We start from the raw sequence: 14,921 nt of genomic DNA on the forward strand, positions 1-14,921 counted from the left end.
CGAACCACCGACCCCTACCATGTCAAGGTAGTGCTCTAACCAACTGAGCTACGGTCGTACAAAAGACGGGGTTGTCAGCGATACTCGCTTGGCAACTGGGCGCGAACTTTAGCAGCCCCCCTATTATCGCGCAAGTATTTTTTGTGCCCAAAGGTAACAATTTTATACAACATTCAGAGCTAAGCTATTGAATAATACGACTTATTGTTCGGTAGATCTCACTTTTTTCGGTAAAAACACGTATACTAATTCGTTAAGGAATCATTGCAGCGTGATGCTCAACCTAAGGCTTCCCACCATGCTAAAAGCGCTTTTCGAATCCTCGAGAACCACTAAGCGGCTTATATCGCTGGTCTACGATACGCTGGCAATCAGCCTTTCGCTTTATATAGCCATCTGCCTGCGCCTGGGAAGCTTTGAGATCCCCATCACTGAGCGTGAGCTCGCCACCCTTGCTATCACCATTATTTTCACGCTTGGCGCATTTATACGCATGGGCATGTATCGCGCTATTCTCCGCTACATGACGCCTCAGGCGCTCAATACGGTGTTTTTAGGCAGCTGCTTCTCAGCCTTAATTTTGGCGGTGGGAAGCTTCTTTACCCACTCCTTTATTCCCCGCTCGGTGCCCTTTATATATCTGACTATCGCCCTGATACTGCTGGGCGGGCCACGGCTATTAGTGCATCACTTAGTTATGATGCTGAACGGCAGCCATCACGGTAAACGCGAACCTGTGATTGTCTATGGTGCGGGCTATACCGGGCATCAACTGCGGTTGGCACTTAAGGCGACAAACTATAAAGTCGTCGCCTTTGTAGATGACGACACGGCCCGCCAGGGGTCAGTATTTGCCAATATTAAAGTGCAAAATCCGCAGCAACTACCCGATATTATCCGTAAATTCGGCGCCACCCGGGTGCTCTTAGCGCTTGGTAATACACCGCACTCGCGCCGCGCGCAAATTATCAAACGCTTAGAGCCTATGGGCGTGTCGGTGCAGACGGCACCTGCGATCCCCGATTTAATCAGTGGCCGGGCGAGAATAGAACACATTCGCGATGTCGACATTGAGGATTTACTTGGCCGCGACCCGGTTAAAGCCAACAACAACCTACTCAGTGCCTGCATTACCGACAAAGTCGTCATGGTAACCGGCGCAGGTGGGTCGATAGGTGGCGAGCTGTGTCGGCAAATCATGCTGCAATCGCCCAAGCGTATCGTTCTTTTTGAGTTAAACGAGTTTAGCCTTTACCGGCTTGAGTCCGAGCTGAGACACATAGCCGAGAACAATAAGCTCAATACCGAAATCACCCCCCTGCTCGGCTCGGTGCAGCGTGAGCACCGGGTAGAGACCGTTATGCGCACGTTTGGTGTGCAAACGGTTTATCACGCAGCCGCTTATAAACACGTACCTCTGGTGGAGCATAATATTGTCGAGGGCGTACGAAACAATGTTTACGGCACCTGGTACACCGCCGAGGCCGCCATACGCGCTGGCGTAGAGTCGTTTGTTTTAATCTCCACCGACAAAGCCGTACGTCCAACCAATATTATGGGCGCCTCAAAACGTATGGCTGAGCTGGTTCTGCAAGGGCTCTCACATCGCCAAAGCAGCACCCGCTTTACGATGGTTCGGTTTGGCAACGTATTGGGTTCATCCGGATCAGTGGTGCCGTTATTTCGGCAACAAATTAAAGTGGGGGGGCCGGTCACCGTCACCCACCCTGAAATTATTCGTTATTTTATGACCATCCCCGAAGCCGCTGAACTGGTGATTCAGGCCGGAGCCATGGGTACCGGGGGTGATGTGCTGGTACTCGACATGGGCGAACCAGTTAGAATTGTCGACCTGGCCAGACGTATGATCCATTTATCGGGATTAACCATTAAAACCCCGGACTCCCCCGAGGGTGATATCGAAATTACTTATTCAGGATTGCGCCCTGGTGAGAAGCTGTATGAAGAGTTACTGATAGGCGACAATGTTACCGGCACCGCACACGATCGAATCATGCGAGCCGAAGAGTTTTGCCTAAGCTGGACCGACACCGAAATTCTTCTCAACGAACTTGACCGGGCCTGTCATGAGTACTCCTGTGATCGAGTGCGTGAGCTGTTAATGCGGGCACCGACCGGCTACGCCACCGAAGAGGCCTTAGGAGATGCAGTATGGCTTCACAAAACCAACACCGCACAACTGCGTATTATTAAGTAATAAAACCCAAGGCACTGTAAGCTGGACGTTATTTTTGCGGCTCAGCTCTGCCAGCGTTAAACCTTAGCGTCAAGACCAGCAAAGGTGCATAACTAAGCAGTAGCATTAACCATCCAGGTAACCACCCGCGTGCTGCCACCCACGCCATTGGTAGCAGCCACAATACATTCAAGCCCAGCACAGCCAAGGTCACAATTACATGCGAGTCAAAGTGTCGCGCTGCATATTGATAAGCGTGAGTACGATGCGCCTGATAAACCGGCTCCGCGCGGGCCAACCGCTGCAGCAAAGTGACGCTGGCATCGACAATAAACACCCCCGACAAAATAAGGCCCGCCCAAAATAAATTTTCTTCGGCACCACTGAGGGTAAACAAAAAACCCATAATGAGTACGCCGAGAAAGCCGCTGCCTGCATCGCCCATAAAAATTCGGGCGCGAGGGAAATTCCACAAAAGAAAACCTGCAACACTGACCAGCACGCACAACGCGGGTAGAACTAACTCGGAATCTCCAAAGGCGTACGCCAGCGCACCATAACCGGCAAAAACAAACATCGCCTCCAGCCCGGCAATACCGTCAATACCGTCCATAAAATTAAAAAGATTGATATACCAGGCCGTAAGCAGCGTTAACAAGCAAATGCCAAGTACACCTGCCGCCACATTAAAGGTTAAAACATATACCGCGAAATCGGGTAAACAGAGGGTCAAGGTTAACCCTGCCACAAGGTGTATCAGCAGCCTAATCCCCGAGCGAACATGGCCGTGATCATCCCAAAACCCGACGGCAGCCACTGCAAACGCTACCAGTACGACAATCGCTAGTGATTCAAAAGCCGAGGAGTCAGCCCTCTCCCCCAACAGCCAACCACCGATAAAAATAACGGTAACCATTAACGTTACCGCGAGGCCGCCCCCGCGGGGGGTCGGTAGCGTATGAGAGGTGCGCCCGCCCGGTCGATCAAGCATTCCCCGGCTGATGGCGTACAAGCGAATCGCCCCTGTTAACAGGGCTGTTAATACAAAGCTAATGGTTAAAACAATCGCTATCTCGCTAAAGGCACTCACGTTCGGTGCCTCACAACATGACGCTCGGTGGTGCTCCAGCGAAAAGCTTGTGCGGTTCGCATCAAGCCATCGTGAATCGAAGACGGTGGTACCCACCCCAATAAGCGTTGCGCTTTACTGGTATCTATTTGCAGTGAGCCACAAAGTTTGGTGGCGAGCGAGCCCTTCCCCAGCATCCTCGCAGACAAGGTCAAAAGCTTTTGCGGGCAGTGAAAAAGCACCGAACGACGGCCCAGCCCCTCGGCCAGCATCTGGAGTAACTCAGGTGTGCTAACATCTTCGCCGTCGGCCAGTAAGAACAACTGATTGGCCGCCGATGGGTGACGAATAACAACTTCGATAAAATCAACCAGGTTTTCAACCCCAAGCAATGAGCGCTTATTCACAACCGATAGCAAGGGCAGCGGAATACGCGAATCTACCCACTGCAACATAGAGTGAAAATTTGCTTTAACGCCCGGCCCATAGACTAAAGGGGGACGAATAATAACAACCTCCATGGCAGCGCTCGCTGTAATTTCCCACAGCGTTTGTTCTGCGCGATACTTAGACCAGGCATAGGCCCCTCTAGGACTCGGGCAATCAACTTCACTAAAAGGCCTGATGTTTTTAACACCATTAACGCCGATTGAGCTTATAAAAATAAATCGTCTCACTCCGCTCAACGAAGCGGCCAGAGCCAGGTTACGGGTCATCTCAATATTCATTTTATCGTACAGATGATAAGGGTCTGCCTCGTTCTCTTGCAAAACATGCGCACGTGCCGCGGCATGAATGACGGTATCGACCCCTTGTAAACTTTCGCACCACTGTTCAATAGTCAAATCTTCTGAGACCCTAATCTCATCATCACTCATGGGCTGGCGAACCCCCGCAACCACCTGATAACCGCCCTCGCGCAGTAGACCTGCCCGCAAGTGCCCGCCCACAAAGCCATTGGCACCGGTTATAAGTACCTTTTGCTCAAAGCTCACCCGGGCCTCCCGCTTCACCCTGATAGTAATCGGCAAATCGAATGACATCGTCTTCATCAATACGATCTCCGGTTTGCACTTCGATTAGATCCAGTACCGAGTCGCCTGGGTTTTGCAGCGTGTGAACATCGCCCACATTAATGTGTATCGATTCATTTGCGTGCAGAATCTGCTCGTGCTCACCGATTCTCACTTTGGCTGTACCTTCCAATATCACCCAGTGCTCAGCACGATGACGATGCACTTGCAGGGCCAACTTAGCACCTGGCTTTACTTTTACATGCTTGACTTGATAATGCTCACCTAAATTTACCGTCTCATAGCTCCCCCATGGACGATAAACTTTTTGATGCTGGCGAATTTCTGTACGGCTATTGGATTTTAATTGGTTGACTACAGTTTTAACTGTTTGTGAGTTTTCACGCGCCATAACCAGCAGTGCATCGTGCGTATCAATGATCGCAATGTCGCTGAGGCCCACGGCTGCCACTAATCTCGAATCAGAGCGAATAAGTGAGTTGTGGACATTCTCCACCACAACGTCCCCCACTAAAGCATTACCGTTATCATCCTTTTGTGCGTGCTCGTATACCGACTGCCAGCTGCCGATGTCACTCCAGTCACCGTCATAGGGAATAACAGCTCCCTTTTCGGTGCGCTCCATAATACCGTTATCAATTGAGATTGAAGGAGCACGGGAAAACGCCTCCGCCCCAACCCGAATAAAATCAAGATCGGTGTAACGCTCTGCCATCGCAGCGGCAACGGCATCATACACCGCGGGCTGAAAGCATTTAAGCTCGGCAAGGTAAGTCTCTGGAGTGAACATAAACATACCGCTATTCCAGTAATAATTACCGGCATTTACATAGCCTGTAGCGGTATCGAGATCTGGCTTTTCATGGAAGGCTTTGATCGGTGAGACCTGGCCATATTGCGCAGCTTCAATATAACCATATCCTGTCTCTGGATAGCCAGGCAAAATCCCAAACGTTACCAAGGCACCATTGACTGCACGCGAATACGCTTCTGAGACAACCTCAGAAAAGCGCTCCGCGTCTCCAATTAAATGATCGGCCGGCAATACCAATAAACTCGCGCCCGGCGCGTATTGCTGCACCTCAAAAGCAGCCAGTGCGATAGCCGCCGCCGTATTGCGCGCGGCGGGCTCGAGCATAATGGTACCGGCTATGCCTAGCTCCAACATCTGTTGCGCAATAAGAAAGCGATGATCGTTATTGCACACCACTACCGGAGCTGACTCGATCCCGCAGCGCCCTACTCGCGTGAGTGTTTGTTGGATCAAGCTCTGGTGAGGGTCAGTTAAATTAATGCACTGCTTCGGATATAGCTCGCGCGACAGTGGCCACAAACGATTACCTGAACCGCCTGCAAGCAAAACCGGTATAATCATAACGTTTCTCTAATAGCGTAAAAGGCCCCCTCGCAGGGGGGCACCAGCACCTATTTTGTCACAATAAACGGCTATTAGAAAACGCGAAAAGGTTAGATGGCGGCCCTATGTTCAGGGGCTACCAAAGCCAAAGCTGGCGGCTGCACAGGGCGCACCAAAGACCGGCCAACGCTATAGTAATAAAAGCCCCGCTGAGCGAGTAATTCCGGGCTATAGACATTGCGACCATCAAAAATTACCGGCTCAGCCAATGCTGTAGATAACACGTCAAAATCAGGGGCCCTGAACGCCTGCCACTCCGTCACCACCACCAAAGCATCGGCTCCTTCAAGCGCCGACTCTTTCGTACCACACAGGCGCAAATCAGTGCGCGCCCCGTAAATACGTTGCGCCTCGTCCATAGCCTCTGGATCATAGGCTTGGACTTTGGCACCAGCTTGCCACAAGGCCTCCATCAATACCCGGGAGGGTGCTTCACGCATATCGTCGGTATTGGGCTTAAACGATAACCCCCACAGTGCAAAGGTTTTGCCTTTTAAATCCCCGCCGTAGTGCGAGCATATCTTGGTAAACAGCGTGTTCTTCTGGCAATTATTACGATGCTCAACTGCTTTTAACACATCGGCCTCAAAGCCAGCGGTGCGGGCAGTGCTAATCAGCGCCCTAACATCCTTAGGAAAACAAGAGCCGCCATAGCCAACCCCGGGGTAAATAAAGTGATACCCAATACGGGGGTCACTGCCAATACCCAGCCTTACCGCCTCTACATCAGCGCCTAGTTTTTCTGCCATATTGGCAATCTCGTTCATAAAGCTGATCTTAGTCGCAAGCATACAGTTGGCCGCATACTTGGTAAGCTCCGCACTGCGAACATCCATAACGATAATTTTTTCATGATTGCGATTAAAAGGCGCGTAGAGTTCGCGCATGGTAGCTTCGGCAGCATCGTCACTGGTGCCAATAATAATGCGATCAGGCTTCATGCAATCAGCAAGTGCAGAGCCTTCTTTTAAAAACTCAGGGTTTGAAACAACCGGAACCGAGAAACTCTTACCGCGGGCATCGAGTTTCGCATCAATACACTCGGCAACCTGATCGGCGGTACCCACCGGAACTGTCGACTTATTGACCACCAAAACCGGCCGGCTGAGTACCTCACCCAAGGTGTTTGCGACACTTAGCACATAGCGCACGTCTGCAGCACCCGACTCATCCGGGGGAGTCCCCACAGCGATAAACTGCACGTCACCGTGCTCGACACCGTCGGCAGGGTTATGGCTAAAAATCAGTCGCCCGCTGCGATGGTTTTCGCGTACAACCGCTTCCAGGCCTGGTTCATAGATGGGAATATGCCCTTGATTGAGGCGATTTACTTTTGCCTTGTCGACATCCACACAAACCACCTGATGGCCCACTTCCGCAAGCGCGGCCGCCTGTACCAAACCAACATAACCCACACCAAAGACTGTAACTTTCATCGCCTGCCCCACTGTCACCTATGAGATTACCGCCAGAGCAGGTCACCGTTAAGCAACCCCGCTCAGCGAGTTACGCTCAGTAAAACAATGGACTTTTACAGTTGTATGAATTTTATACGACAGAAAGGTTACCAGGCTATTCGCCCGCGACACCCCGAATGGGGCGAATACTGCCCCATGATTTGCAACCGGGACAGAGCCAGTGCAAGCTGTTGCCGGTAAAGCCACACTTATTACAGCAATAGCTCGGCTTCTCCGCAATCACCTGATCGACTAGCTGCTTTAGCAGCTCAAGGTTCTCTTTCGCCTTCCCCTCTGAGTGAGGCAAATGCAATTCAACCAGCCGATTAAGGGTTCGAATACTCGGGGTGCGCTTGAGCTGCTCAGCGATAAAATCGGCGGCAACGTAATCGTCTTGGCTCCAGCGGAGCCGATCAGCGATCTTGATGATTAAGGTATTACTGGGGTGCTCGCGGAGCAATTGCTGTAAGTAGTTATCCAAAGTCCGCGACTCACCGAGCCGCTCGTAGCTTTCTATCAACGTATCCAACACCTCTACCAGATACTCAGGATCCTGTGCGGGTATTCTGTGAATATGCTTGATCGCCTCACGATAACGGCCCAACGAAAACTCGAGCCGGGCAAAAAGGATACTCGCGCGCGCCGACGACGGATCGAACCGCAACGCCTCCTGAAGATGCACCCGCGCTTTGGTGGTATGTCGCGATTCTAGGTCCTGCAGGGCTTGCTCGCACGCAAAGTGTGCCTGCATTTGCTCCAACCCCTGCCCCTGATCGGACTGTTTGGCACGCCGCTCTAGCTGACTGGCCATTGCGATGGCGTTATCCCATTCGTTTTCGTCTTGATAGATTTCAATTAAATGTTCGAGCGCCTGAAGCTTGTACATTGACGAGAGCTTTACAAGCTCCAGCAGCAGTGCCTCCGCCCGATCCAACAAGCCGGCTTTGATATAATCTCGCGCAAGCTCAAGCTGGGATTCGTGCTGTTGTCGTACATTAAGACCTGGACGGGCCAGCAAGTTTTGATGGATTTTTATCGCCTTGGTAACTTCACCGCGCCGACGCAGCATATTACCCAGAGCCAGATGTGTTTCGAGGGTATCGCTATTAACCGCTAAAGAGCCAATAAAGGCATCTATCGCACTATCGGGCTGCTCATTAAAAAGATAACTCAAACCTTTATAATAATTAAGGGCGTAGTCTTTAGGATACTGCGCTGATTTTCGGCGAGGGTGCCAGCGGCCCAAGGCAAAGCCAATTGCCAAAGCCAATAGCAGCAGCCCGTACATCAGGAGGTCAGCCATTAGGTTAGGTCCGCAAGCTTTGGCTTCTCAGTGTCTGTATTTCCTGCTCTAGCTTTTCATTGCGGCGGCGCACCGAGACCAGGCTTCGGCGCAGGGCCATGGAAGGGATTAGGTTTAACACAAATCCTAGCAACAACCCAAACAGGGTAAAAATAAGCAACCAAATGCCAAGTCGCAGTTCAGGCAAAACATTTCCCAGTAAGGTTACAGTAACTTCCGAGGCGTTCTCAGAGTTAAAGATAAACCCTATTACGAGCGCCGCCAATAAGACCAGTACGTAGATCCATCTGCCAATGCGCCTCATAGAAACCTCTCTAGGCGTGGAAACATATTAATGCAACTCAGGAGTGAATGCTTTCATTAACCCGGTCACGCATCTCTTTACCGGGCTTAAAGTGCGGTACAAACTTACCCTCTAGCTCTACGGCGTCGCCAGTTTTGGGATTGCGGCCCATACGTGGTGCACGGTAATGCAGAGAAAAGCTGCCAAAGCCACGAATTTCGATACGCTCACCTTCAGCTAGCATCTCAGACATATAGTCCAATAGGAGCTTTACCGCCAATTCGACATCTCTGACGGGTAAATGATCTTGCTTTTCAGCGATATATTCAATCAATTCAGATTTAGTCATGGCCTGTTCTCGAGTACGTTGTTGTTCAGGCTTAGTCGTGCTCAGCGATCAGACTTAGCTTATAACGACATTAGAGAGGACGCAATACTTGATGGACAGTTTATGAACAGAAGGTAAGTTATTGATCTTAATCTATTATCACCTTGACGTTGGCACACAATACCCCAAAATGTCAGGCATAAAAAAGGCCGGCACAAGGCCGGCCTTTTCTAAGAGGTAGCGAAATTAGTCTTTCGCTTCCATCTGAGCCTTGATCAGGTCACCCAAGGTAGTGGCTGGAGCTGCTTGCTCAGCCTGCTTGCTTGAGTGCTCTTTAATCGAGGCCTTCTCTTCAGCAACGTCTTTAGACTTCACAGACAGGCTGATAGAGCGGTTTTTGCGGTCAACGCTAATGATCTTAGCTTCAACTTCTTCACCTTCTTTCAGCACGTTGCGCGCGTCTTCAACCTTCTCGCGTGACAACTCAGAGGCCTTCAGTACAGCTTCTACGTCGTCAGCCAGGGTGATAACCGCTGCCTTAGCTTCAACTTCTTTAACGATACCCTTAACAACAGCGCCTTTGTCGTTCTCAGCTACGTACTCAGAGAACGGGTCGGCTTCAAGTTGCTTGATACCCAGTGAGATACGCTCACGCTCTGGATCGATTGCCAGTACAACGGTTTCGATCTCGTCGCCTTTCTTGTACTTACGCACGGCTTCTTCGCCGGCTTCGTGCCAAGAGATGTCAGACAAGTGAACCAGACCGTCGATGCCGCCGTCCAGGCCGATGAAGATACCAAAGTCAGTGATTGACTTGATCTTACCGGTGATTTTCTCACCTTTGGCACAAGTGCGGGCAAATGCATCCCACGGGTTCTCTTGACACTGCTTAACGCCCAGAGAGATACGACGACGCTCTTCGTCGATATCAAGGATCATCACTTCAATTTCATCGCCAACATTCACAACTTTAGAGGGGTGAATGTTTTTGTTGGTCCAATCCATTTCAGAGACGTGAACCAGACCTTCAACACCCTCTTCCAGCTCTGCGAAGCAACCATAGTCAGTCAGGTTGGTCACAACCGCTTTAACGCGGGCGCCTTCAGGGTAACGGCCAGTAATTTGCAACCATGGATCTTCACCCAGCTGCTTCAGACCCAGTGATACGCGGTTGCGCTCACGGTCAAACTTCAGCACTTTAACGTCGATCTCGTCGCCAACGTTAACGATTTCGCTTGGGTGCTTGATACGCTTCCAGGCCATATCGGTGATGTGCAGAAGGCCGTCGACACCGCCCAGATCTACGAACGCGCCGTAGTCGGTCAGGTTTTTAACGATGCCTTTAACAACCATGCCTTCTTGCAAGGTTGCCAGCAGCTCTTCACGCTCAGCTGAGTTAGCTTGCTCCAATACCGCGCGGCGAGATACCACAACGTTATTGCGCTTTTGGTCGAGCTTAATAACTTTAAAATCCAGCTCTTTGTTCTCGAGGTGAGCAGTTTCACGTACAGGGCGCACGTCAACCAGCGAACCTGGCAAGAAAGCACGGATACCAGCAACGTCAACGGTGAAACCACCTTTAACCTTACCGTTAATAACACCTTTAACCACTTCGTCTGCAGAGTGTGCCGCTTCCAGCACTTTCCAAGCTTCAGCGCGCTTGGCTTTCTCGCGAGACAGGCGGGTCTCACCGAAACCGTCTTCTACGGTTTCCAGTGCAACTTGTACTTCATCGCCTATTTCCAGCTTAACTTCACCGTTTTCATCGATGAACTGGTTAGCAGGGATAACACCTTCAGATTTAAGTCCGGCGTGTACAGTTACCCAATCTTTATCGATATCAATTACCACACCGGTAACGATGGTGCCGGGCACCATATCGACTGTTTTTAAGCTCTCTTCAAATAACTCAGCAAAACTTTCGCTCATGGTCACAAAATTACCTATAAAAGTAGCTGCGGGCGAGCTGTAACTCGACGCCCCAACAGCAAACCGTAAGGCCAGACATACGGGTTGATGGATGATTTACACAAGCCGCCCTTAACCTGGCGAGTAACGGCTTGCTACCGCTGAGCCTACGTAAATTAACGATGGGTATCAGCAGGTCGGGCAGGCTAGCAGAGAGGTGGTTATTTAGCAAGCAATATTTAACAAAACACCGGCGCACTGCCGTGGCCGGTGTTTTAAAGGCGCTAAACGCCATTGCGCGAAGGGCTAGCTGCAGTAAGTGGCGCGAATATACTCTTTAACACCCTCACCCACTTCACTGTTGCGCGTCGCGTAGGCGATGTTGGCAATCGCATAACCCGTCTTGCTGCCGCAGTCGTGACTTTTACCCACCAACTCGTAGGCCTCAACCGTTTCCCGCTCAAGCAGTTTGTCGAGCGCGTCGGTTAGCTGAATTTCGCCACCAGCACCTGGCTGGGTTCGCTCCAGCAGCTCCCAAGTCGCGGCCGACAATATATAGCGCCCAACGATAGCGAGGTTAGAGGGAGCTTCATCGGACGGCGGCTTTTCAACCATCGCATTAATTTTGTGGCTATTGCCGGCACCGATGTCGGCGCCACCACAATCTACCACCCCGTATTTATGCACCCACTCCCAAGGCACACCCTCCACCAAAATTTGGCTGGCGCTGGTTTCATCAAATCGACGCACCATACCGGCGAGGTTCTCTTTTTTAAGATTACACTCGTAGCTGTCCACCAGCACATCCGGTAGCAATACCGCGAAGGGCTCATCCCCTATCACAGGCTTAGCGCATAAAATTGCGTGTCCCAGCCCTTTGGCCTCGGATTGTCGCACCGAGATCACCGTCAACCCCGGTGGCGTAATCGACTGAACCTGCTCCAACAAAGAGCGCTTTAAACGTGCCTCCAGTTGCGCCTCCAGCTCAAAACTGGTGTCAAAATGGTTCTCAATCGAGTTCTTGGAGGCGTGCGTCACCAAGACAATCTCTTTAATTCCCGCCGCTGCTGCTTCATCTACAACATACTGGATCAAAGGTTTATCGACGACTGGCAGCATCTCCTTGGGGATTGCTTTAGTCGCTGGCAGCATACGCGTGCCCAGCCCAGCTACCGGAATAACCGCTTTTTTGACCTGCATCCTATACTCCTTGTTTCAACTGAAATCGGGATTAGCTATCAAGTAACGCTAAAATTTCGTCGGTTTTTGCCTGCATTAAAACCTTATCGGCACGGCTCTCAACGTTAAGGCGCACAACGGGCTCGGTATTCGACATGCGCAAATTAAAGCGCCAGTTCTCAAATATCATGCTCACGCCATCGGTTTCATCAATCTCTAAAGCGTCGGCCTTAAAGTGGTCGCGTACATTGGCGATTGCCGCTTTGGCGTCAGCTACCTCGCGATTAATTTCACCCGGAGACGGAAAACGCGCAATACACTCTTGCATCATTGAAGATAGCGTCGCGTTTTTACGACACATTAATTCAGTCACAAGCAACCAGGGGATCATGCCGCTATCGCAATAAAAGAAATCGCGAAAATAATGGTGCGCACTCATTTCGCCGCCGTAAATGGCGTCTTCTTTGCGCATTCGCTCTTTGATAAAGGCATGCCCTGTTTTTGACTGGACGGCTTCGCCACCGCACTGCTCGGCGATATCAATGGTATTCCAGGTTAAGCGGGGGTCATGCACTACTTTACCGCCCGGCTCTTTGATCAAAAAGGCTTCGGCGAGCAAACCGACGAGATAATAACCTTCGATAAACTCTCCCTTCTCATCAAAAAAGAAGCAGCGGTCAAAGTCGCCATCCCAGGCGATACCCAGATCGGCGCCATGTTGCAGGACTGCATCACGGGTCGGTCCACGGTTTTCTACCAGCAAAGGGTTGGGGATACCGTTGGGGAAGGTCGGGTCGGGCTCGTGGTGAACTTTAATAAACTCAAACGGAAGGTGCGACTCCAGCGCATCGATAACATGGCCTGCCGCGCCATTACCGGCATTTACCACGATTTTAAACGGTTTAAGCTGAGCGACATCGACATAGCCTAATAAGTGTTCAACATAGGCATCAAGCGTACTTTGTTTTATCAGCTGTCCCCGGGCCGCCGGATCTGCAGGAGCAAAGTCACCCTCCTCCGCCAAACGCTTAATATCCAGCAGGCCGGTATCGCCGCTAATAGGTTTGGAGTTCTCACGGATCGGTTTCATGCCGTTGTAATCGATCGGATTATGACTCGCCGTCACCTCGATACCACCGCTGGCCTCAAGGTGACTGGTAGCAAAATACACCTCTTCGGTGCCGACCATGCCAATATCAACCACGTCAACGCCTTCGTCCCGCAAACCGTTACCCACAGCCGTTTTAAGCGACTCGCTGGTTTCCCGCACATCGCCGCCCACAACAACTGTTTTAGGCTTAAGATACTGCCCATAGGCGCGGCCAATTCGGTAGGCGATATCCTCATTCAGCTCTTCGCCGAGCTTGCCCCGGATATCATAGGCTTTAAAACATGTCAGATTTTTTGAACTCACTGCCGACTCCATCGTTGAGTGATCTACTATTTCCAAGTCCGGCGTCGCGCGCGTCGCACCCGCGCCAAACTGAGGCATAAATGTAAAATATTCGAAACTGTGCACCACTTTTACCAGCCCATTCGGCCGGCGCCCATCTAATGGGCAGCTTACGTGCTACTCACCCCAGACTTACTAGCTCAAAGCAGGTTTCGCACCAACATGGGGAGATTGTAGTAAAAAAGGTAGGTGCCAGATTAAGTGCCGATTGTGACCATCATATGTGCAAGCACCTGTTCGATGCTTAAATGGGTGCTATCAATCAGCTCAGCGTCGGCAGCAGGCTTTAACGGCGAGCTTTCCCGAGATTGATCACGCTGGTCGCGCGCTTCGATATCGGCGATTAAAGCCGCCAGGTCAACCTGCTCGCCGCGCTCAATCAACTGCTGATAACGACGCTGTGCCCGGGCCTCGGCACTCGCCGTTAAATAAAACTTATGCTGCGCGTTGGCAAATACAGTGGTTCCCATATCGCGCCCGTCGGCCACCAACCCCGGGGCAACGGCAAAATCGCGCTGACGCTGCAGCAAAGCCCTGCGTACAGGTTCAATCGCGGCCACTTCCGAGGCACGCATACTCACCGCCTCCTGACGAATCGCTGCAGTGACATCGGCCCCCTCTAGGTGCACCGCAACGCCAGCGTCGGCAGGGCTAAAAACAACGTCTAGGTTAGCGGCACACGTTACCAAACCGGCCTCATCGCTAACCGCTATGGCCTTATTTAGCGACGCCAAAGCCACCAGGCGGTACAAGGCTCCGCTGTCGAGCAAGTGATACCCTAAGCGCTGGGCGAGCAGCTGACTTAACGTACCCTTGCCTGCACCAGAGGGGCCGTCAATGGTAACAATCGTGCACACTGGTTCACTGAGCATCTTGAGCGATCCCCGTAATATCAGTCACTATTTCACGGCAAGCAACCATCGGATCACTGGCCTCAGTAATAGGACGGCCAATCACCAGGTAGTCGCTGCCAGCGCTGACGGCATCAACCGGTGTCATAATGCGTCGCTGGTCGCCCTGGGCCGCAAAGGCGGGCCGAATGCCTGGCGTTACCAGCGCAAAGTCTAAGCCACAAGCTCGCTTGAGCGCAGTGGCCTCCTGCGCGGAGCAAACAACACCATCGAGACCCGCCTCTTTAGCCAGGCCAGCCAAAGACAGCACCTGCTCTGCGGGCGAGCGCTGAATGCCAATTTCGTTCAGATCGCGCGCATCCATACTGGTTAATACAGTCACCCCAATTAACAAAGGCGGCGACGTAAATCGTTCAAGTTCGTTTCTGGCGGCCTCCATCAT

Annotated in this window: 12 protein-coding genes; 1 reads left to right on the forward strand and 11 read right to left on the reverse strand. The window is 51.5% G+C overall.

Annotation, left to right across the window (positions count from 1 at the left end):
• Positions 1-298 precede the first annotated feature (298 nt).
• A complete protein-coding gene (locus tag AAC019_RS16680; protein WP_339900422.1) occupies positions 299-2,218 on the forward strand; it encodes a nucleoside-diphosphate sugar epimerase/dehydratase in 1,920 nt (639 codons plus the stop codon).
• 28 nt (positions 2,219-2,246) lie between these two features.
• Here the strand turns inward: AAC019_RS16680 and AAC019_RS16685 are convergent, their stop codons facing one another.
• The 11 genes from AAC019_RS16685 to pyrF all read right to left on the reverse strand — a co-directional run.
• A complete protein-coding gene (locus AAC019_RS16685; protein ID WP_339900424.1) occupies positions 2,247-3,287 on the reverse strand; it encodes a glycosyltransferase family 4 protein in 1,041 nt (346 codons plus the stop codon).
• Entirely contained in the window at positions 3,284-4,261 is a 978-nt protein-coding gene (locus AAC019_RS16690) for an NAD-dependent epimerase/dehydratase family protein (RefSeq protein ID WP_339900426.1), read from the reverse strand. The genes AAC019_RS16685 and AAC019_RS16690 overlap by 4 nt, the downstream gene beginning before the upstream one ends.
• Positions 4,251-5,675 carry a mannose-1-phosphate guanylyltransferase/mannose-6-phosphate isomerase gene (locus AAC019_RS16695; protein WP_339900428.1) on the reverse strand — a complete coding sequence of 475 codons (1,425 nt, stop codon included), beginning with the start codon at positions 5,673-5,675 and terminating at the stop codon, positions 4,251-4,253. Before AAC019_RS16695 ends, AAC019_RS16690 begins: the two co-directional genes overlap by 11 nt.
• Before the next feature lie 92 nt (positions 5,676-5,767).
• Positions 5,768-7,153, reverse strand: coding sequence for a UDP-glucose/GDP-mannose dehydrogenase family protein (locus tag AAC019_RS16700; RefSeq protein ID WP_339900429.1), 1,386 nt, complete (start codon positions 7,151-7,153; stop codon positions 5,768-5,770).
• A gap of 136 nt (positions 7,154-7,289) precedes the next feature.
• On the reverse strand, positions 7,290-8,477 hold the full coding sequence (lapB, locus tag AAC019_RS16705; protein WP_339900431.1) for a lipopolysaccharide assembly protein LapB: 1,188 nt from the start codon (positions 8,475-8,477) through the stop codon (positions 7,290-7,292).
• Positions 8,478-8,818: 341 nt separating this feature from the next.
• Positions 8,819-9,109: an integration host factor subunit beta gene (gene ihfB / locus AAC019_RS16710; RefSeq protein WP_041523301.1), complete on the reverse strand. Its 291-nt coding sequence runs from the start codon at positions 9,107-9,109 to the stop codon at positions 8,819-8,821.
• Positions 9,110-9,334: 225 nt separating this feature from the next.
• Entirely contained in the window at positions 9,335-11,017 is a 1,683-nt protein-coding gene (gene rpsA, locus AAC019_RS16715) for a 30S ribosomal protein S1 (RefSeq protein ID WP_339900433.1), read from the reverse strand.
• Between the two features lie 285 nt (positions 11,018-11,302).
• Positions 11,303-12,196 (reverse strand): UTP--glucose-1-phosphate uridylyltransferase GalU, encoded by an 894-nt coding sequence (gene galU, locus AAC019_RS16720; protein ID WP_339900434.1) that lies wholly within the window; start codon positions 12,194-12,196, stop codon positions 11,303-11,305.
• Positions 12,197-12,227: 31 nt separating this feature from the next.
• The gene (locus AAC019_RS16725; protein WP_339900436.1) at positions 12,228-13,589 is read right to left on the reverse strand and encodes a phosphomannomutase CpsG; all 1,362 of its coding nucleotides are present in this window, start codon (positions 13,587-13,589) and stop codon (positions 12,228-12,230) included.
• A 236-nt stretch (positions 13,590-13,825) separates the two neighbouring features.
• Entirely contained in the window at positions 13,826-14,500 is a 675-nt protein-coding gene (gene cmk, locus AAC019_RS16730) for a (d)CMP kinase (RefSeq protein ID WP_339900437.1), read from the reverse strand.
• A partial coding sequence (gene pyrF, locus AAC019_RS16735; RefSeq protein WP_339900438.1) for an orotidine-5'-phosphate decarboxylase occupies positions 14,490-14,921 on the reverse strand: 432 nt, incomplete at its 5' end. The genes pyrF and cmk, both read right to left, overlap by 11 nt.

Source organism: uncultured Gilvimarinus sp. (assembly GCF_963975215.1).
In the GTDB taxonomy this organism is placed as follows: domain Bacteria; phylum Pseudomonadota; class Gammaproteobacteria; order Pseudomonadales; family Cellvibrionaceae; genus Gilvimarinus.